Source organism: Microbispora sp. H10836 (assembly GCF_012999525.1).
GTDB lineage: Bacteria > Actinomycetota > Actinomycetes > Streptosporangiales > Streptosporangiaceae > Microbispora.
This window is the reverse complement of sequence record NZ_JABBWU010000002.1, coordinates 361,590-379,776: the sequence shown is the minus strand read 5'-3', so window position 1 is coordinate 379,776 and position 18,187 is coordinate 361,590. Positions and strand designations below refer to the sequence as shown.

18 protein-coding genes are annotated in these 18,187 nt (G+C 71.4%); 8 read left to right on the top strand and 10 right to left on the bottom strand.

Annotated features, from left to right (window positions below; translation table 11 throughout):
* Window positions 1-169 precede the first annotated feature (169 nt).
* From HHX30_RS06455 to HHX30_RS06445, 3 genes are read left to right on the top strand one after another with little or no spacing between them, the layout of a single operon-like run.
* A complete protein-coding gene (locus HHX30_RS06455) occupies window positions 170-460 on the top strand; it encodes a hypothetical protein (RefSeq protein ID WP_169980365.1) in 291 nt (96 codons plus the stop codon).
* On the top strand, window positions 436-1,473 hold the full coding sequence (locus HHX30_RS06450; protein WP_211591640.1) for a hypothetical protein: 1,038 nt from the start codon (window positions 436-438) through the stop codon (window positions 1,471-1,473). Before HHX30_RS06455 ends, HHX30_RS06450 begins: the two co-directional genes overlap by 25 nt.
* Window positions 1,364-1,633, top strand: a complete 270-nt coding sequence (locus HHX30_RS06445; protein WP_169980361.1) for a hypothetical protein — start codon at window positions 1,364-1,366, stop codon at window positions 1,631-1,633. Before HHX30_RS06450 ends, HHX30_RS06445 begins: the two co-directional genes overlap by 110 nt.
* A 102-nt stretch (window positions 1,634-1,735) precedes the next feature.
* Here HHX30_RS06445 and HHX30_RS06440 read toward each other — a convergent pair whose 3' ends face one another.
* The 7 genes from HHX30_RS06440 to HHX30_RS06410 form a co-directional block, all read right to left on the bottom strand.
* Window positions 1,736-3,568 (bottom strand): hydantoinase B/oxoprolinase family protein, encoded by a 1,833-nt coding sequence (locus tag HHX30_RS06440; RefSeq protein WP_169980359.1) that lies wholly within the window; start codon window positions 3,566-3,568, stop codon window positions 1,736-1,738.
* A complete protein-coding gene (locus HHX30_RS06435; RefSeq protein WP_169980357.1) occupies window positions 3,558-5,603 on the bottom strand; it encodes a hydantoinase/oxoprolinase family protein in 2,046 nt (681 codons plus the stop codon). Before HHX30_RS06435 ends, HHX30_RS06440 begins: the two co-directional genes overlap by 11 nt.
* Before the next feature lie 94 nt (window positions 5,604-5,697).
* Window positions 5,698-6,372 carry a DsbA family protein gene (locus HHX30_RS06430; protein ID WP_169980355.1) on the bottom strand — a complete coding sequence of 225 codons (675 nt, stop codon included), beginning with the start codon at window positions 6,370-6,372 and terminating at the stop codon, window positions 5,698-5,700.
* Window positions 6,373-6,582: 210 nt separating this feature from the next.
* A complete protein-coding gene (locus HHX30_RS06425) occupies window positions 6,583-7,197 on the bottom strand; it encodes a DUF6461 domain-containing protein (RefSeq protein ID WP_169980353.1) in 615 nt (204 codons plus the stop codon).
* 70 nt (window positions 7,198-7,267) lie between these two features.
* Complete coding sequence (locus tag HHX30_RS43170; RefSeq protein WP_169980351.1) at window positions 7,268-8,290, bottom strand: NucA/NucB deoxyribonuclease domain-containing protein; 1,023 nt, start codon at window positions 8,288-8,290, stop codon at window positions 7,268-7,270.
* Between the two features lie 166 nt (window positions 8,291-8,456).
* The gene (locus HHX30_RS06415; RefSeq protein WP_169980349.1) at window positions 8,457-9,128 is read right to left on the bottom strand and encodes a carbon monoxide dehydrogenase subunit G; all 672 of its coding nucleotides are present in this window, start codon (window positions 9,126-9,128) and stop codon (window positions 8,457-8,459) included.
* A 119-nt stretch (window positions 9,129-9,247) separates the two neighbouring features.
* A complete protein-coding gene (locus HHX30_RS06410) occupies window positions 9,248-9,784 on the bottom strand; it encodes a MarR family winged helix-turn-helix transcriptional regulator (RefSeq protein ID WP_169980347.1) in 537 nt (178 codons plus the stop codon).
* 126 nt (window positions 9,785-9,910) lie between these two features.
* On the opposite strand from HHX30_RS06410, the gene HHX30_RS06405 reads away from it, so the two are divergent.
* From HHX30_RS06405 to HHX30_RS06385, 5 genes are all read left to right on the top strand, one after another.
* Entirely contained in the window at window positions 9,911-10,975 is a 1,065-nt protein-coding gene (locus HHX30_RS06405; protein ID WP_169980345.1) for an alkene reductase, read from the top strand.
* A gap of 393 nt (window positions 10,976-11,368) precedes the next feature.
* Window positions 11,369-12,838 (top strand): cytochrome ubiquinol oxidase subunit I, encoded by a 1,470-nt coding sequence (locus tag HHX30_RS06400; protein ID WP_169980343.1) that lies wholly within the window; start codon window positions 11,369-11,371, stop codon window positions 12,836-12,838.
* An 11-nt stretch (window positions 12,839-12,849) separates the two neighbouring features.
* Window positions 12,850-13,761 carry a cytochrome d ubiquinol oxidase subunit II gene (gene cydB, locus HHX30_RS06395; protein WP_169980341.1) on the top strand — a complete coding sequence of 304 codons (912 nt, stop codon included), beginning with the start codon at window positions 12,850-12,852 and terminating at the stop codon, window positions 13,759-13,761.
* An 84-nt stretch (window positions 13,762-13,845) separates the two neighbouring features.
* A complete protein-coding gene (locus HHX30_RS06390) occupies window positions 13,846-14,076 on the top strand; it encodes a hypothetical protein (protein WP_169980339.1) in 231 nt (76 codons plus the stop codon).
* A gap of 31 nt (window positions 14,077-14,107) precedes the next feature.
* Window positions 14,108-14,386 (top strand): type II toxin-antitoxin system PemK/MazF family toxin, encoded by a 279-nt coding sequence (locus HHX30_RS06385; RefSeq protein ID WP_249349722.1) that lies wholly within the window; start codon window positions 14,108-14,110, stop codon window positions 14,384-14,386.
* A 24-nt stretch (window positions 14,387-14,410) separates the two neighbouring features.
* Here HHX30_RS06385 and cutA read toward each other — a convergent pair whose 3' ends face one another.
* The 3 genes from cutA to HHX30_RS43165 are packed head-to-tail and all read right to left on the bottom strand — an operon-like array spanning window position 14,411 to window position 18,155.
* Window positions 14,411-16,795: an aerobic carbon-monoxide dehydrogenase large subunit gene (cutA, locus tag HHX30_RS06380; RefSeq protein WP_169980335.1), complete on the bottom strand. Its 2,385-nt coding sequence runs from the start codon at window positions 16,793-16,795 to the stop codon at window positions 14,411-14,413.
* A complete protein-coding gene (locus HHX30_RS06375) occupies window positions 16,792-17,283 on the bottom strand; it encodes a (2Fe-2S)-binding protein (protein WP_169980333.1) in 492 nt (163 codons plus the stop codon). Before HHX30_RS06375 ends, cutA begins: the two co-directional genes overlap by 4 nt.
* The gene (locus HHX30_RS43165) at window positions 17,280-18,155 is read right to left on the bottom strand and encodes a xanthine dehydrogenase family protein subunit M (RefSeq protein ID WP_169980331.1); all 876 of its coding nucleotides are present in this window, start codon (window positions 18,153-18,155) and stop codon (window positions 17,280-17,282) included. Before HHX30_RS43165 ends, HHX30_RS06375 begins: the two co-directional genes overlap by 4 nt.
* Window positions 18,156-18,187 lie beyond the last annotated feature (32 nt).

Sequence of the window (18,187 nt, the reverse complement as noted above, 5' to 3'; positions counted from 1 at the left end):
CCCACGGACACCGCCGCCAATCACCGGCGCGGGAGCGTCCAGAACGGTACGGTGACGCCCGGGGACGACGTGCGGGTGTCGGTACGCGACCTGGGGGCGAGACGTGGGATCGGATGCACCGGGCACGGGACCGTTGCCGCCGGACTTCAGCGGCATATCCCCCGGGCACATGGATCGTTTCGTCAAGGAACTGGAGCACGCCCGTGGGGTCGTCGGGGAACGCGCCGAGGTCGTCCGGCGGGTGTTCGCCGCGCGGGGACTGCCCGCCGCGTCCCTGAGCCCCATCGGCGAGATCCAACGGTGGATCGACGAACGGCTGCCCGACCTGCGCCGCCGCCACCGGCTGGCGGCAAGCCTCGTTCACGCGCCCGGCTGGTCGCCGGGCTCGCCGGTGCCGTACGACGCCGACGGCTGCGGCAGGTGCTGCAGGAGAACGTGGACGAGGCCGTGCGGACCGTGAGCCGGGCGTTCGGCTCGGCGGTGAGCGGAGGACCGGCGGTCCCCGGCTTCGCCGCCGTCGCCGCCTCCGTGCGCACCGGGGCGGGCGACGAGGAGGACCGCAGGGACATCGGCGACCTGCTGCCGGCGGGGCGCCTGCCCACCGAGTGGCTGGCCGATCTGGTGGCCACACAGGTGTTCCCTTCCCGGGAGAAGACCCCCGCCAAGACGCTGGCGCCGTACCTGAGGGCGCTGGCCGCCGATCCCGCGGCGGCACGGCTCGCGATCTCACTGGCGACCAGGGACAGCCCGCTGCCGAAGGACACCGCCGCCCGCCTGCTCGCGCTCCCTGGTGTCGCCCCGCGTGACCGGCGGCCCGACCTGGTGACGTTCCTGCGGGACCTGAACGACCTCGCGGCCGCGGACGCCACGTCCGCCGACGCGTTCGGCCGGATGCTCGCCGCCGCGGCCGGCGCGTACGACGAGAAAGACGGGGCCCACAGCGACGTCGCGGCCCGGTTCGCGTTCGCGGTCATGACGGGGACGCCCGGGTTCCGCTTCGCCCCGCCCACGCGCGTCCACGTCGCCGAGGTCGCGGGCGCGTACGCCACGGAGATGGCCGAGGGCGCGAACCTCGGCGACTCCAACCAACTGCTGCCCAGCGCGTTCGGGCCGGTCGAGTCGCGGGTGCCGGGACTGTCGCCGGCGTTCCGGCTGAGCCCCGAGGACACCTTCCGGTTCCTGCTCGCCTTCGCGGGCGACGAGTCCGACCGCGGGCCGTTCGACCAGGGCATGGGCGACCTCGCCAATCGGCTCGTCGGCGTGAACGTGCCACCGATGCTCAAGGGACCAGCACGGCACGACCACCTTTCTTTCACTGCCGCAGACAGCGGGAGTCCGAAACGTGCCCACGGACGACGGCCTGGTGCCGAACCCGAAGTACGACGACCTGCGGGCCGCGCTCGAGACGGTCCGGGAGCACGTTCACGTCCTGGAGACGGCCCTCGATCGGGCCTGCGCCCAGTTCGGCGGTGAACCGGTATGGGCGGGCCCCGCGGCTCGCGCCTTCGCCGAGGAGCTCAACGGCCGCCGGGCGCGGCTGAAGAGCACCGTCCAGCATGTGATCGCCGAACTGGAGGCGGAGCTGCGCGCCACACCCGCCAAGGTCTCCCGCTCCGCCGCGATGAGCGGCTGACGCGGAACGGGCCGGAGTCCCGCGCGCGGCCCTCGGCTGCGCCTCGCGCGGGCACAAGGGCCGGATGCCGTGGGGGCGGTCCTCCGGCTCCGCCCCGGCGTGTCAGACGGTGTCCACCTCCGCGTACGGGAGGCCGCCGGAGAGTTTGGGGTAGCCGGGGCCGCGGTCGAAGAAGGCGGCGGGGCGCGTCTCGCGCAGCCGCTCCCGCAGGCGCTCGGTCGCCTCCGTGTCCACGACGACGTCGTCGCGGGTGCCGGTCAGCACGACGCCGTAGTCCTCCCGCGCGCCCTCGAACGAGACCTTCCCGTCGCGGACGTCGGCGGCCACCGTCTCGGCCGGGCGGTCGTAGGGCGAGCCCCAGCCGCCTCCGCCCGTCGTCCGGATGCGGATGACCTGCCCGGCGCGTACGGGGAAGTCGTCGACCAGGCCCTCCATCTCCACGCCGTCCACGGTGACCTGGAAGGGACGGCCCGCCCGGCCGCCGTTCACGCCCCAGCACGACAGGATCGAGCGGTCGGCGATCGACATGAAGGAGGCGTCCCGCAACATGCGGATGTGCTTGTCGTAGCCGAGACCGCCGCGGAACTCCCCCGGGCCGCCGCTGTCCACGGCCAGGCCCAGCCGCTCCACCCGGAACGGCCAGCGTGCCTCGGCGAACTCCGCCGGGATGTTGCGGCTGTCGGGCACCACGTGGATGGTGTCCTCCCCGTCGGCGTACCAGCGCCCGCCCGACCCGCCGCCCAGCACCTCGCGCATGAGGTAGGGACCGTCGTCCGATTCGCCGTACACGCCGGTGTAGCGGATGGTCTCCTGGTCGGCCGGCATGCGGCCGCCGGTCGCCTTGGCCAGCACGCCGGCCAGCACCCCGAGCAGGCGCAGGATCACGAACGTACGGGCGTTGGTGGGCGCGGGGAAGATCGGCGTGAGCAGCGTGCCCTTCTCCGGGAAGACCATCTTGATCAGTGGGACGACACCCTCGTTCACGTCGAGCTCGGCCATCCGCTGGGGAGTGTCGGCGAGGTTGCGCAGGATCGGCGCCAGCCACTTCTTCAGGAAGACCCCGTCGGCGTAGTCGCCCGCGTGGTTGATCGGCCCCTTGGCCTGCGGCGAGGTGCCGGTGAAGTCGATGGTCAGCGGCGTGTCCGCCGAGTGGTCGACGGTGAGCGTGATCCGCTGGGCGTGCAGGCGCGGCTCGTCCACACCGTCGTGTTCGGCGTAGTCCTCCCAGACGTGCACCCCCTCGGGGATCTTGGCGAGCAGCTCGCGGCGGAACGTCTCGGTCGTCTTGGCGATGATCGCGTCGAAGCACGCCTCGACCGCCTCCCGGCCGTACCGGCCGAACAGCTCGCCGAGCCGCCGCGCGCCCATCAAGCAGGCCGAGCACTCGGCGTCGAGGTCGCCGGCGAGGCTGTCGGGCATGCGGGAGTTGCGCGTCATGATCGTGAGCGCGGCGCGGTTGGGCACCCCCTGGTCCCACAGCTTGATCGGCGGGACCATCAGGCCCTCCTCGAACGCGCTGCGCGCGTGCGACGGCATGGAACCCGGCACGGCTCCGCCGATGTCGTCGTGGTGGCCGAACGCCTGGACGAACGCGACGACCGCGCCCTCGTGGAAGACCGGCACCGTCACGCACAGGTCGGGCAGGTGGCCGATGCCGCCCTCGGACAGGTAGACGTCGTTGTGGAAGAACACGTCGCCCGGGCGCATCGTGTCCACCGGGAAGTCGCGGACGATCGGCTGCACCAGCGCCGAGTAGGACCGCCCGGTCAGCTTGCGCATCCGCGCGTCGTGGATGCCGGCGCGGAAGTCGTGGGCGTCGCGGATCATGGGCGACCTCGCCGTGCGCGCGATCGCCGTCTCCACCTCCTTCTCCACCGAGGCGAGCGTGCCTTCCACGATCTCCACGAGCACGGGGTCGGCGGTCCTACCGGTCATCGCTCACCACCACGAGGTTGCCGTAGTCGTCCATGGTCGCCGTGAAGCCGGGGTGCACCGGCAGGGTCGAGCCGTACTCCTCGATCACGGCGGGGCCGTGCACGACCGCGCCCGCGCCGAGGTCGCCCCGGCGGTAGGTCACGGTCCGGCCCCACCGTTCGTAGTACACGTCGCGGGTCGCGACCGGGCTCGGCTCGTCCTCCTGGCGGGGCCTGCGCGCGATCTTCGGCCGGATGATCGGGCCGATGCCGGACACCCGGAGGTTGACCCACTCGACGGCGTGCCGGGGATCGTCACGGTAGCCGTATCCGTAGAGCCTCTCGTGCTCGGCGTGGAACCGCTCGGCGACCGCGCCGAGCCATGCCTCGTCCACGGGGCCGTCGGGGGCGGCCACCCGCACCTCGTACGCCTGGCCGTAGTAGCGCAGATCGGCGCTGCGCGCGTACACGTGCTCGGCGAAGCCCTCGCGGTCGAGCGCGGCCGCGGCCTCGGCCTCCAGGTCGCCGAGGATCTCGGCGACCGCCTCGGGCGAGGGGTCGCGGGAGACGTGCGTGCGGACGTAGTCGTTCTTCACGTCCACGGTGAGCAGGCCGAACGCGGACACGTTCCCGGGGTCCGGCGGGACGATCGCGGCCGGCAGGCCGAGGATGTCGATGAGGCGGCAGGCGAGCAGCGGCCCGGAGCCGCCGAAGGCGACCATCGGGAAGTCCCGCACGTCGAGGCCGCGCTGCACGGTGATCTGCCGGATCGCGTTCGACTGGTTGAACGCGCTGATCTCCAGGATCCCGGTGGCGCAGCGCTCCGGGGTCAGCCCCAGCCGGCCCGCCAGCGCCGTCACGCCCGCCCGCGCGGCGGCGACGTCGAGCGGGATCTCACCACCGAGCAGATGCGGGGGCACCCGGCCGAGGAAGACGTGCGCGTCGGTCACCGTCACCTCGGTGCCGCCCCTGCCGTAGCAGATCGGGCCGGGATCCGCGCCCGCCGACCTCGGGCCGACCTTCAGCGTCCCCTCGGGCGAGATCCAGGCGATCGACCCGCCGCCCGCCCCGACCGTGACGATGTCGATCATGGGGATCTTGCACGGGTAGCGGCCGATGCTGCCCTCGGTCGTCAGCGACGGCTCCCCGTCCACCACGACCGCCACGTCCGTCGAGGTGCCGCCACCGTCGAGGGTGATGACGCTCGGGTGCCCGGCGGTCCCCGCGACGAGCGCCGCGCCGAGCGCCCCCGCCGCCGGGCCGGACAGCACGGTCGTGATCGGCTGGTGCACCACCTCGGCCGCCGACAGCACGCCGCCGTTGCTCTTCATGACCGAGAACGGCCGGCCGAGCCGCTCCGACAGGTTGTCGATGTACCGCCGCATGATCGGCTTGACGGCCGCGTCCACCAGCGTGGTCACCGACCGCTCGTACTCGCGGTACTCCCGCAGCACGTCGCTCGACAGCGACACGACCGCCTCGGGGTGCTCGCGTTCCAGCACCTCGCGCATCCGCCGTTCGTGCCCGGGATTGGCGTAGGAGTGCAGGAAGCACACCCCGATCGCGGTGACGCCGCGCTCCCTGAACCACCGGGCGGCCCGTACGGCCTGCGCCTCGTCGAACGGCCGGACCTCCCGGCCGAGGTGGTCGAGCCGTCCCCCCACGGTACGCACCCGGTGCACGGGCACGATCCGCGGGGGTTTGACCCAGAAATAGGAGTTGCCGTAGCCGTCCGGCACGCTCTGCCGGGCGATCTCCAGGACGAACTCGAAGCCCTCCGTGGTGACGAAACCCAGGTGTGACGTGCCGTCCGGGCGGTCCTCCAGCAACTGGTTGGTGGCGACGGTGGTGCCGTGGACGAGGGCGGAGACGGCGTCGAGGGCATGGGACCCCGCGTGGGCCTCGAGCACCTTGTGCACGCCTGCCATGAACCCGTCGGCCGGGTTGGCGGGAGTCGAGGGAGTCTTGGTCGTGACGATCCGGCCGGACTCCTCGTCGACGAGCACGACGTCGGTGAAGGTGCCGCCCGTGTCGACCCCGATGCGGACGCTAGGCATGCTCAGTGTTTACCGACCGCCGCCGATCGGAAGAACCGGCGCACTCTGCCGAAGAATCGCCGTCCTGTCGTCACACCCTGCCCGGACGGGTGACTCAGACGGCGCAGGTGCCGTCGTCGCAGTCCTCGCCCGCCGTGCCTGCCGTCGTGCCCGGCGCCGCCGCCTCCTGGGCCGTACGCGCCTCGACCTCCCGCAGGGCGGCCACGAGCGTCTCGACGGGCTGCGCGCCCGAGACGGCGAACTTCTCCTCGAACAGGAACAGCGGGACGGCGCGGACGCCGAGCGCGCGGGCGCGGGCCAGTTCGGCGCGCACCTGCTCTGCGCCCTCCCCGGTGTCCTCGACGCCGGTCTCGGCGGCGAGCTTCGCCAGCGTGGCGGGGTCGCCGACGTCGAGGCCGTCGGTGAAGTGGGCGCGGAAGAGCCGGTCGGCCATGTCTCCGTCCCGCCCCGCGCGCCCGGCCAGCAAGATGAGCCGGTGCGCCTCGAACGTGCCGGCCGCGACCGCCCGATCGAATCGGAGCTCCAGCCCGTCCTGCGCGGCCACACCCGTGACGTGACCGGTCATCTGGGTCACTCGGTCGGCGCCGCCGAACTTGCGCTCGAGCGCGCGCAGCAGCGGCTCACCGCTGGAGACGCCGTCCGGGTCGAGCTGGAACGGACGGTGGGCGACCTCGACGTCGCCGCCGAAGGCCCGGACGGCCTGCCGGAGCCGGTGGTGGCCGATGTAGCACCAGGGACACACGACATCGGAGAAGATCTCTACTTTCACGACATGTCCCAACCCGCGGCACCGACCGCCGATTCCCCGGCCGCGCCTGCCGGCGGCTATCGCCGGCGGCTCTGGCGTCCGAGGAGCCAGCCGATGACGGCGCTGCCGAGCGCGACCCCGGCGCCGGTCCCGAACGCCGCGAGCATCGTCCAGGCCGGCACCCCCTGCCGGGGCGGCGGTGTGCACCTCGCGGGCCGCGACACCCCTCGCCTACGGCTGGAAGGCCCACGCATCCCGGGGGATCGCGTAGAACGTGTGACTGGCCTCCATCCAGTCACGATCGATGGGGTGTCCAGTGATCCGGCCGATCAGAGTCAAGGCGGCGTCGATGCTCTCCTCAAGATCGGCGCCCTCTTCGTATGCGAGGACAAGCCCCTCCATATACGAGTCGAGCGCCTGCCGATCAGGCCCCCTGCGGTCCTCCGGGAACGTGAAGTCCAGTGAAACCAGGACGCGCCCGTCTTCTGCGTAAATCAGCCGCTCGTCACCATTGACGCTCCATCCGATTCCAATCGCTCGCCCGGCCCCGGCGGACAAAGCCTCAAGTGCCGAATATCGAGTGCAGTCCAGCCCGTTGAGTTGCAGGATCATTGTCCAGGTTCCGGCGGGGCCGATAAGAACCGCGCCTTCATCGAAGTCGAAGTCCCCCTCTTCGTGCATCAGCTCGTCGATAGTGGACGCGTAGGCGCTGTCAAGGTCTGCTCGAAGGCGACGGGCGGCCTCCTCGCTGGTCAGACCTTCGCACCAGGCCGCGCGAAAGCCGAAGTCATCGTTGTCGAGGTCGTATTCATCGAGGAGATCATAGAGGTGCAAGTCGTCTGTCATGTGCTGAGGCTCCTTGAGGATGCGGGGCCCCAGCCTGTGCTGGAGCCCCGCCTTCCCTCGACCGGCTCTACTACTTGATGGCTATCCAGAATGGGCGGTTGTCTGTGAGCCTATACCGGGCATAAAAGATACCCAAGTCGCTCCCGTCGCGCCCGTTGTCTGTTGCACTGAGTGCCTGTACCGAGAAGTTTCTACCGGCCGACCAAGCACCTTCATGCGTGGAGGCGAACGGAAACTCATCGCACTGCAACTCGCCTGGAATGTCGTTGTCGTCGGGCAGTTCGTCGTCGTCGGCATTGGGGAACCATTGCCTGCAGGCCAATTTGACCTGATACCGGTTCTTTCCGCGGATGGTGCGCCCGTCTGGCGCTTTCGCTTTTCGAGGAACGAACGTCAGGGGTACGGTTCCGTACCGGCCCGGGATGGACTTGGGGAGGGTGTTCCCAGAGTCGTCCCTGAACACCGGAACCGTCTGGTTCGGGAGATAGAGGGCTTTATGGACGTGCTGCGCCACTTCTCCCTTCCAGGGGTCTGAGCGCACCATGGTGTAGACCGGGTTGGCGCCGATGATGGTGCAACAATCACGGTAGCCGGTAACCTTATTGCCCCGATAGGAGCTGTCACAGCGGATCTTCGCCGCGTTGTCGCGAGTGGCGGTTCGATTACGGGGGATATCCCACAGTTCGATGCTCTTCGCCCCGAAACCCTTATGATATCCGTCGAACTTGAACCATGGACGAATGGTGCAATAGTCGGACCAGTTTCCGCTCGAACGGAATCGGAACTCATCCCATCCGTCGTCCTCAAATTCGCCTAGGCTGTCGGTTCGCGTCGTGTAGCCGTCGATACTGGCGCAGCTTCCACCCGGCTTGGTTGGTTTGGCGTCGACGGAGAGGGTGAACTTGTTGGCCTCGAGGAGGTAATCATCATCGATGAGGACGGGGTCGATATGCGTCCAGACCGCGATGTCCCGTGGCTTGGTTTGCGAGCCGGCTGTAGCTCCCATGACGAGATTGCCACTTTTGTCACCGGCGTAGGTATGGATCACGAAAGTGGCGCTGAAGTAGAGCCAGTCCGCATCCGCGTGGTACACGCCGCGTGCTTGAGCCCACAGCGCGTGCCTGGCCGGACGGTGTGCCTCCGTGGTGTGAGCTGCACGCCTGACACCGGGTCAGCGAGAAAGAGAGTGCGTCGTCCACCACGGTCGTCGCCCGATTCCCGGGAGACCACCCGCAGCGGGGACGGCCGGGACAGGACGGCTATCGGCGGCGGCTCTGGCGTCCCAGGAGCCAGCCGATGACGGCGCTGCCGAGCGCGACCCCGGCACCGGTCCCGAACGCCGCGAGCATCGTCCAGGCCGGCACCCCCTGACGGGGCGCGGCCGGGGCCTCGCGGGTGAACACCCGCGGCGCGGCCTCCCCTGCCACGGCCTCCCCTGTCACGGGCGCGGTCACGGCGTCAGCGGACTCGGCGGGAACGGCAGGCACGGCGGGGACGGACAGCAGGTGCCGCTCGACGGCGGCGAAGAACTCGCCCGCGGTCTTCTTGGCGACCGAGGCGAGCATCCGCTGCCCCACACCGCCGATCATGCCGCCGACCACGGCCTCGGCGTCGTAGTCGATCCGGGTGCCGCCCCCGGCGTCGCTGAGCCGTACGGCCACGGTCGCCTCGACGGTGCCGGGGGCGCCCTGCCCGCGCGCGCCGAGCATGAACCGGTCCGGCTCCTCCTGGTCGCGCAGCGCGACCTCGCCCTGGTAGACGCCCTTGATCGAGGCGACCCCCGCGGTCACCGTCATCGCGTACACGTTCTCGCCTGTCGTCTCCAGGCGCTCGCAGCCGGGGATCGTCCGCACCAGGACGCCGGGGTCCTGGAGGGCGTCCCAGACCCGCTTGCGCTCCGCCGCGACCAGCGCGCTGCCCGAGACCTTCATGGGCCACCTCCGATGCCGAGCACCCTAGAAAATCACCTGTCCGGCGAGAACGGCAAGATCTGCCCCGGCACGGCGCGTTGGTCGTGCAGAGTTCACATGCCCCCGCGGCGCGGGCGGGACTACAGGGGCGCCGCGGCCACCTCGGAGGACCTGGACGAGGGCCTGGGGGGCTGGGACAGCGCGACCTCGCGGCAGGTGTTGCGGCTGACCACCGCGAGCAGCGAGCGGAGCGTCTCCACCTCCTCCGGCGTCAGGCCGTCGGAGATCCGGCGGTGGAGCTCCTCCTCGACGCGGCGGACCTCGGGGCGCAGGGCGTCGCCCTTGGGCGTCGTGCTCACCACGCTGACCCGCCGGTTGGCGGGGGACGGCGTGCGGCTCACGAGCCCGCTGCGCTCCAGCCGCTGCAGGCTCTTGGTCATCGTGGACATGTCGATGCCCAGCGCCGCGGCGAGCTTGTTCTGCGACATCGGGCCGTTCTCCCACAGCCTGCCGAGCACCCGGTCCTGCCCGGGATAGAGGCCGATCTCCGCGAGCAGGGCGGCGAGCAGGACGCGGTGGCCCAGGGCCGCCTGCGCCATCAGGCAGCTCAGGCTGTCGGAACCCTCTCCCTGCGGCACTTCGCACGCCCTCGCGTCGCCGGTCAGCGCATCCACCATCACGACCCCTCCTCCGCGATCAGCCTACCCGTTTGCATATTGGTCGGCCAAGTTGTATGACTTTCATTGGCCGACCAAGTTTGCCGACCAATTTGGCTGGCCACCTTGACACGAAAGGACACGATCATGCCGTTCACCTCCTTCGAGCTGGGTTCCCTCCGTCTGCCGAACCGCCTCGTCATGGCACCCATGACGCGGTCACGCTCGTACGTGGCCGGAATCCCCTCTCCGCTCACCGCGCTCTACTACGCCCAGCGCGCCTCGGCCGGCCTGATCGTCACCGAGGGCGTCCAGCCGAGCCCCGCCGGGCAGGGCTACATGGACACGCCGGGGTTGCACACCGACGAGCAGGTCGCGGGGTGGCGTGAGGTGACCGACGCCGTCCACGCGGCGGGCGGCAGGATCGTCGCCCAGATCATGCACGCGGGCGGGGCCGGCCACCCCGCGAACACCGGCAGGCTTCCCGTCGCCCCCTCGGCCGTACGGGTCGGGGGGCAGATCTTCACGCCGTCAGGCCTTCAGGACACGCCGGTGCCGGTCGCGTTGTCCACCGCCGAAGTGGAGGCCACGGTCCGCGACTTCGCCGCCGCCGCGCGGCGCGCGGTGGACGCCGGGTTCGACGGGGTCGAGCTCCACGGGGCCAACGGTTACCTGATCCACCAGTTCCTGTCCCGCAACGCCAACCTGCGCGACGACCGCTACGGCGGGACGGTGTCCGGCCGCATCCGGTTCGCGGTGGAGACCGCCCGGGCCGTCGCCGAGGAGATCGGCCCCGACCGGGTGGGCATCCGCCTGTCCCCCCGGAACGGCGCCCAGGGACTGGCCGAGGACGACGCGCACGAGCTCTACCCCGCCCTGGTGTCCGCGCTCGCCGAGCTCGACCTGGTCTACCTGCACCTGGTGGCGACCGGCGGCGACGAGCTCAACGCGCGGATCCGCGACCTGTGGCCGAACGCCCTCATCGTCAACGACCCCGCGGCCACCGACCCGGCGTCCGCCGCGGAGCGGCTGCTGGGCTGGGGCGCCGACCTGGTCGCGCTGGGCAAGTCCTTCCTGGCCAACCCCGACCTGCCGCTGCGCCTGCGGGTCGGCGCACCGCTGAACGAGGCGGATCTGAGCACCGCCTTCGGCGGTGACCACCGCGGCTACACCGACTATCCGACGCTCGCCCTCCACCCCGCCGCGGCGTAGCCGGCACACGGGACGCGAAGACCTCCGGTTCGGCGAACCGGAGGTCTTCGCCGTTCCCGCGTCCCGTTCCCCGCGGTTCTCAACCGCGCGGCGTACGGGCGAATCAGCCGTGCGGCGGACGCGCTACTTGTCGGTGTTCGTCCATTCTTGATCCCGTGCCTCCCCAGGAGGCGCTCCCGGCGGGACGGGACCCGTGTCCCTGGCGGCCGGGACGATCCGACCGCAATCGTCGGTACTGCAAGAAACGGGGTTCCGGCCCCCGCGAACCGGGGTCCGGACGGCACTCCGCCCGGCTGTGACGAAGATCGCACGTCGCGGGGCCCTAATGCTCTACAGCTTGTAGTACTACTTGTTATAGGACTACGGGCCGTAGAGCTCCGGTGTGAGGGAGACATGGACGCGCTTGACCTGGCACGGTGGCAGTTCGGGGTGACCACCGTGTACCACTTTCTCTTCGTACCCCTGACGATCGGACTGGGCGTCTACGTCGCCGGACTCCAGACCGCCTGGCTACGTACGGGCAAGGAGCACTACCTCAGGCTCACGAAGTTCTTCGGCAAGCTCTTTCTGATCAACTTCGCCATGGGCGTCGTCACCGGCATCGTCCAGGAGTTCCAGTTCGGGATGAACTGGAGCGAGTACTCGACTTTCGTCGGCGACGTGTTCGGCGCCCCGCTGGCGCTGGAGGCGCTGCTCGCGTTCTTCCTGGAGTCGACGTTCCTCGGATTGTGGATCTTCGGCTGGGACCGGCTGCCCAAGCGGATCCACCTCGCGTGCCTGTGGGCCGCCGTCATCGGGTCCAACCTGTCGGCGTACTTCATCCTCGCGGCCAACGCCTGGATGAAGCACCCGGTCGGCTACGAGGTCGTGGACGGCAAAGCCAGGATGACCGACCTGTGGGCCGTCCTGACCAACTCCACGGCCCTCGCCCAGGTGCCGCACGTGGTCGCCGCCTCGTTCGTCGTGGCGGGCGGGTTCGTCATCGCCGTCACGGGCTACCGCATCCTGCGCGAGCGCGGCCTCGGCCTGGTGCCCGGCCGCGGGAACGCCAGGGCCGTCCAGGACGCGACCGTGCCCATGCGCCGCCTACCGGACATGTGGCGGACCAGCCTGCGCGCCGCGCTCGTCATGACGGCGATCGCGGGGGCCGTCGTCGCCGGCAGCGGCGACCTGTCCGGCCAGCTGCTGCGCGAGCAGCAGCCGATGAAGCTGGCCGCGGCGGAGGGCCTGCGCCACGACACCGCCGGCGCGCCGTTCTCGATCGCGCCCGGCGTCGAGGTGCCCGGCCTGCTCAGCCTGCTCGCCGCGCACGACCCCGGCGCGACGATCCAGGGCGTCGACGACGTCCAGGCGCGGTACGAGAAGGCCTTCGGGCCGGCCGACTACATCCCGAACCTGCCGGTCGTCTTCTGGTCGTTCCGTGTGATGATCGGCTTCGGCATGGCCACGGTGGGCCTGTCCGTGCTCGGCCTGTGGCTGACCCGGCGGCCCCGGCGCCGGCAGGGTGGCGACGCGAAGCCGGTGCCCGACTGGTTCGCCCGCCTCTGCGTGCTGGCGCTCCCGCTGCCCACCGCGGCGATCGTCGCCGGCTGGCTGCTCAGCGAGATCGGCCGTCAGCCGTGGACCGTACAGGGCGAGCTCATGACCGCCGCCAGCGTGTCGCCCGGCGTCTCGCTCGGCGAGGTCGCGATCACCCTGGCCGTCTTCACGGTCCTGTACGGCGTGCTGGCGGTGGCCGAGGGCGTGCTGCTGGTGCGGCACGTCAAGGCGGGCCCGGAGCTGCCTCCGGTCGAGGCCGCGCCCGCCGGCGCCGTTCCCGCCCACTCCGACGAGGCGCGGCTCATGCCGACGCTCATGTACTGAGGAGTCACGAGATGACGACCTTCTGGTTCATCGTTATCGCGTTCCTCTGGACGGGCTACTTCGTCCTGGAGGGGTTCGACTTCGGCGTGGGCGCGCTGCTGCCGCTGCTGTCGCGGTCGGAGGCCGACCGCAAGCAGGTGCTGGGCACCATCGGGCCGGTCTGGGACGGCAACGAGGTGTGGCTGATCACCGCGATCGGGGCGATGTTCGCCGCCTTCCCGGCGTGGTACTCCGGCCTGCTGAGCGGTTTCTACCTGGCGGTCTTCCTCGTCATCACCGGCCTGATCGTCCGCGGGGTGGGCCTGGAGTGGCGGGGAAAGGTCCACTCCCGGCGCGAGGTCGCGCTGTGCGACGCCGGGATCGTCACCGGCAGCGTGCTGCCGGCGTTCCTGTGGGGCGCGATCTTCGGCAACCTGTTGTTCGGCACGGCGCTGGCGACCGTGCTCGGCGGGGCCCTGTCGCTGTCGGTGGCCGTGCTGCACGGCGCGGTGTTCGTCGCGCTCAAGACGACCGGCGCGGTCCGCGCCCGCGCCCGCCGCGCCGCGCTGCTCGCGGCCGTCGGCGCGGTGCCGGTCGCGATCGGCACGCTGCCGTCCGTGCCCGGCAAGGGGCCGATGTGGACGCTGGGGACGGCGCTGCTCGCCGCGTCGGCGCTGGCGGCCGGGGTGACGCTGGTGTGGGGCCGCCGTGAGGGCTGGGCCTTCACCGCGACCGCCACGTCGATCGCCGCGACGACGGCCACCGTCTTCGGCGTGCTGTGGTCGGCCCCGCTGCCCGGGCTCACGCTGGCCGAGGCGGCCTCGGCGCCGTACACGCTGACCGTGCTCACCTGGATCGGCCTGATCGCCCTGCCGGGCGTCATCGCCTACCAGGCCTGGACCTACTGGGTCTTCCGCAAGCGCCTCACCGCCCAGGTGTCCTGATCGTCTTCCGCAGACACGGAGCGCACTCGATCTCTCACGGATCGTCCAGAAGGCCTGCGGGAGACCGTGCCGTACGCTGAAGACATGAGCGTGGTTACCTTTCAGGCCGATCCGCGCACCGAAGCCGCGCTGGCCGAGCTCACAGCCGATGGGCAGGCGCCCGACGAGGTCATTCGCGAAGCGATCGTGATGGCATGGCGGCTGCGGCGCGCGGAAACGGCGCGCCGGGAGGCCCTCGCCGCCGCGGATGATCCGGACGATCGCGAGGAAGCGCGAGCGATCATGCGTGACATGGAGTCTCTGCGTGCGTGGTGACGTCCACCGTCTCCGCTCCGCGCGGGACACCATGAAGCACGAGCAGAGCGGCGAGCGGTTCGCCGTAGTGATCCAATCCGACTTCATTCCGGCCCTGTCGACCCTGCTCGTCGCTCCGACCTCCACGAGCGCTCGGCCCACATCCTTCCGGCCTGAGATCGAACTGTTGGGCAAGTCGACGCGAATCATGCTGGAACAGACCGCCGCGGTCGCACCGGAGCGGCTCGGCTCCTTCGCCGGCCGGCTCTCCCCCGCCGAGTTGCTCGAAGTCGACGAAGCGCTCCACCTCCTGCTTGGGCTGGTCCGCTGAAGGCAGCCCGCGCAGGACTGGCCCCTAGCGCGTGAGACGCAGGTGGTGGAGGTCGGAGGGGGAGATGGGCATCCGGTCGATCGTGATGCCCTCGGCGTCCTCGACCGCGGAGGCGATGACGGCGGAGACGGGAATCACCCCGGCCTCCCCAGCGCCCTTGATCCCGAGCGGGTTCAGCGGCGAGGGCGTCTCCAGGTGGGCCGTCTCGATGCGCGGCACCTCCGTGGCGTACGGCATCAGGAAGTCCATGAACGAGGCGTTCAGCAACTGGCCGTGCTCGTCGTAGACCATCTTCTCGTACAGCGCGCCGCCGACGCCCTGGGCGACCCCGCCGTGGATCTGCCCCTCGACGATCATCGGGTTGATCAGCTTCCCGCAGTCGTGGACGACGGCGTACCGCAGGATCCTGATCTCGGCGGTGTCGGGGTCGGTCTCCACGATCGCCGCGTGCATGCCGGCCGCGAAGGTGGATCTGACCGGCGAATAGTAGTCACGGCCCTCCAGCCCGGGCTCCTCGCCCTCGGCCACCGGCGGCCGGTCGTCGGAAGCGGGCCCGGCGAACTGCGTGGCCCGCTTGGCCTCCTCGTCGAAGGCGTACCGCAGCGGGTTGGACAGCACGGCGACGGTCGCCAGCGGGATCGACGCCGACGGCACGCCGGCGACGTGGACCGTCCCGTCGGTGATCTCCAGGTCGCGCGGGTCGGCCTCCAGTGCCTCCGCCGCGATCCGCAGCGCCTTCTCCCTGACCTTCCGGCAGGCGAGCGCGATCGCGTTGCCGCTCATCACGGCCGCCCGTGAGGCGAAGGTCCCCACGGCGTACCCGAAGCGGCGGGTGTCGCCGGTGACCACCGACACCTTCTCGATCGGCACGCCGAGCTCGGTGGCGGCGATCTGCGCGAACACCGTCTCGTGCCCCTGCCCCTGGGAGGTGAGGCCGGTCGAGACGTGCACCCGGCCGTCGGAGGTGATCTGCACGTGCCCGCCCTCGTACGGGCCGACGCCGGTGCCCTCGACGTAGCAGCCGACGCCGATGCCGATCCTGCGCCCCTCGGCCGCCGCGCGGGCCTTCTCCTCGGCGAAGGAGTCCCAGCCGATCAGCTCCTTGAGCATGCGCAGCGCCTCGGGGTAGTCGCCGCTGTCGTAGATCAGCGGACGCCCGTCCTGGAACGTCAGGCCCTGGTCGTAGGGGAACTCGTCCGGCTGGATGAAGTTCGCCGCGCGGACCTGCGTGCGGTCCCTCCCGAGGTACGCGGCGATCTTGTCCATCGTCCGCTCCATGCAGAACACGCCCTGCGGGCGGCCCGCGCCCCGGTAGGGCGTGACCTGCACGGTGTTGGTGTAGATCGAGGAGAACTCGACCCGGTAGGCCCCCACCTTGTACGGCCCGAGCAGCTGGGTCGAGGTGATGATCGGCACGATGATCCCGTACGGCGTGTAGGCGCCGTGGTCGTGCAGGATCTCCACCTCCAGGCCGAGGACGCGCCCGTCGTCGTCGAACCCGACCCGCACGTGCTGGACCTGGCCGCGCTCGTGCGACGACGAGACGAAGTGCTCGCGCCGGTCCTCGGTCCACTTCACCTCGCGGTGCAGCAGCCGGGCCGCCCACGGCACGAGGATCTCCTCGGGCCACGGGTGCACGATCTTGACGCCGAAGCCGCCGCCGACGTCCGGCGCGATGACCTCCACCTTGGGCAGCGGCAGCCCGAGCTTGGCCGCGATCGCCATCCGCACGCTCGTGGAGGTCTGCGTGGAGGAGTAGACGCGCAGCGAGCCGTCGTCGGCGTCCCACCGCGCGTACACGCCCTTCCCCTCCAAGGGGGTGCACGCGCTGCGCTCGACGTCGAGGCGGAACTCCAGCCGGTGCGGGGCCGCCTCGACCGCCTCCCGCGCCGTCACGCCGCCGTGGCCCGGCACCTCCTGGACGAGGTGCGCGCCGACGTTGCCCGGCACGTCCTCGTGCACGAGGTGGACACCGCGCACGGCCTCCTCGATGCCCACCACCGGCTTGAGGATCTCGTAGTCGACCCGGATCAGCGCGCAGGCGTCCTCGGCGAGGTAGCGGTCGCGGGCGACGACCATGACGACCGGCTCCCCGACGTGCCGGACGATCTCCCGGGCCAGCGGGTACGCCGTACGGCCGTGCGTGAGCGCGGGGTGCGGGATCAGCAGCGGCAGCGGCTCGGCCAGCGCCCCCGGCAGGTCCTCCCAGGTGTAGATCGCGACCAGGCCCTCCACGTCGAGGGCGGCCGACACGTCGACGTCGAGGATCCGCGCGTGGGCGTGCGGCGACCTGACGAAGGCGGCGGCCAGCGCGCCCGCGCCGAGGTCGTCGAGGTAGCGGCCCTGACCGGTGATGAGCCGGCCGTCCTCACGCCGCCGGACCGGCTCGCCGAACAGCCTGGTCGTCACCGGTCCTCCTCCGCCTGCAGCTCGGCCGCCCGGTGGACGGCTTTGAGGATGTTCTGGTAGCCGGTGCACCGGCACAGGTTGCCCGCCACGGCCTCCAGCGCCTCCTCCTCGGACGGGGCGGGGTTGTCCCGCAGGAACGCGGTGACGGTGCACAGGAAGCCCGGCGTGCAGAACCCGCACTGCAGGGCGTGGCACTCGGTGAAGGCCCGCTGGACCGGCGACGGTTCGCCGTCGTCGCGGGCCAGGCCCTCCACCGTCGTGATCTCGTGGCCGTCCGCCGTGACGGCGAACGTGAGGCACGAACGGACCGGCTCGCCGTCCAGCAGCACCGTGCAGGCGCCGCAGACGCCGTGCTCGCAGCCCACGTGGGTGCCGGTGAGGCCGAGGTCGTGGCGCAGGCAGTCGGACAGCAGCCGCCGCCCGGGCACCTCCGCCTCACGCAGGACCCCGTTGACCGTCAGCGTCACCCGATGGCGCGTCTCGTTCACGCTTCCTCCCCGTGGGCCGCCGCGGCGGCGTCCCGCAGCGCCCGTACGGCGAGCACCCCGGTGAGGTGCCGCCGGTAGTCCGCCGTCGCGTGGATGTCGCCCTCCGGCTCGACGCGGTCCCGTACGGCGGCCGCCGCGGCCTCCCAGCCGGCCGACGCGGCGGGTCGCGGGCCGCAGGCCGCGGTCACGTCCACGACCACCGGGACGGGTCCAACGCTCACGCAGGCGACGCGGGCGGCGGCGATCCGGAGGTCCTCGTCCACGGTGACGGCGGCGGCGACCCCGGCCACCGCGTAGTCGCCGTGCCGCCGGGCCACCTCGTGGAAGGCCGTGCCCGACCGGGCGGGCAGCGCCGGGAAGAACGCCGACACGGCCAGCTCGCCCGGCCGCAGCGCCGACTCCATGGGACCGGTGAAGAACTCCGCGGCCGGCACCTCCCGCTCCCCGCCCCGGCTCGCCAGCCGTACGGACCCGCCGAGCAGGGCGAGGACGGCCGGCATCTCGGCGGAGGGGTCGGCGTGCACCAGGCTGCCCACCACCGTGCCGCGGTTGCGGATCACGGGATGGGCGACCAGCCGCAGCGCCTGGCGCAGCAGCGGCAGCGCGGCGGCGGCCTCCGGCGAGCGTTCCACGGCGGCGTGCCGGGCCAGGGCCCCGACGCGTACGCCGGGCGGGCCGGCCTCGATCCCGTCGAGGCCGGGCACGCGGTTCACGTCGACGATGTGGGCGGGCGCGGCCAGCCGCATGTTGAGCAGCGGGATCAGGCTCTGGCCGCCCGCCAGCACCTTCCCGTCCGGCCCGGCCTCGGCGAGGACGTCCAGCGCCTCGCCGAGGGTGGCCGGGCCGTGGTAGTCGAACGGGGGCGGCTTCACAGTGCCCGCACCCGCGGCTCCCGCCGCTCGGA

Excerpts from the sequence above, each read along its gene's own strand:
- HHX30_RS06440 (WP_169980359.1), bottom strand. The coding sequence starts at position 3,568 with ATGACCGGTAGGACCGCCGACCCCGTGCTCGTGGAGATCGTGGAAGGC.
- HHX30_RS06390 (WP_169980339.1), top strand. The coding sequence starts at position 13,846 with ATGAGCGTGGTTACCTTTCAGGCCGATCCGCGCACCGAAGCCGCGCTG.
- HHX30_RS06405 (WP_169980345.1), top strand. The coding sequence starts at position 9,911 with ATGCCGTTCACCTCCTTCGAGCTGGGTTCCCTCCGTCTGCCGAACCGC.
- HHX30_RS06415 (WP_169980349.1), bottom strand. The coding sequence starts at position 9,128 with ATGAAGGTCTCGGGCAGCGCGCTGGTCGCGGCGGAGCGCAAGCGGGTC.
- HHX30_RS06435 (WP_169980357.1), bottom strand. The coding sequence starts at position 5,603 with ATGCCTAGCGTCCGCATCGGGGTCGACACGGGCGGCACCTTCACCGAC.
- cydB (WP_169980341.1), top strand. The coding sequence starts at position 12,850 with ATGACGACCTTCTGGTTCATCGTTATCGCGTTCCTCTGGACGGGCTAC.
- HHX30_RS06385 (WP_249349722.1), top strand. The coding sequence starts at position 14,108 with ATGAAGCACGAGCAGAGCGGCGAGCGGTTCGCCGTAGTGATCCAATCC.
- HHX30_RS06455 (WP_169980365.1), top strand. The coding sequence starts at position 170 with ATGGATCGTTTCGTCAAGGAACTGGAGCACGCCCGTGGGGTCGTCGGG.
- HHX30_RS06425 (WP_169980353.1), bottom strand. The coding sequence starts at position 7,197 with ATGACAGACGACTTGCACCTCTATGATCTCCTCGATGAATACGACCTC.
- HHX30_RS06410 (WP_169980347.1), bottom strand. The coding sequence starts at position 9,784 with ATGGTGGATGCGCTGACCGGCGACGCGAGGGCGTGCGAAGTGCCGCAG.
- HHX30_RS06400 (WP_169980343.1), top strand. The coding sequence starts at position 11,369 with ATGGACGCGCTTGACCTGGCACGGTGGCAGTTCGGGGTGACCACCGTG.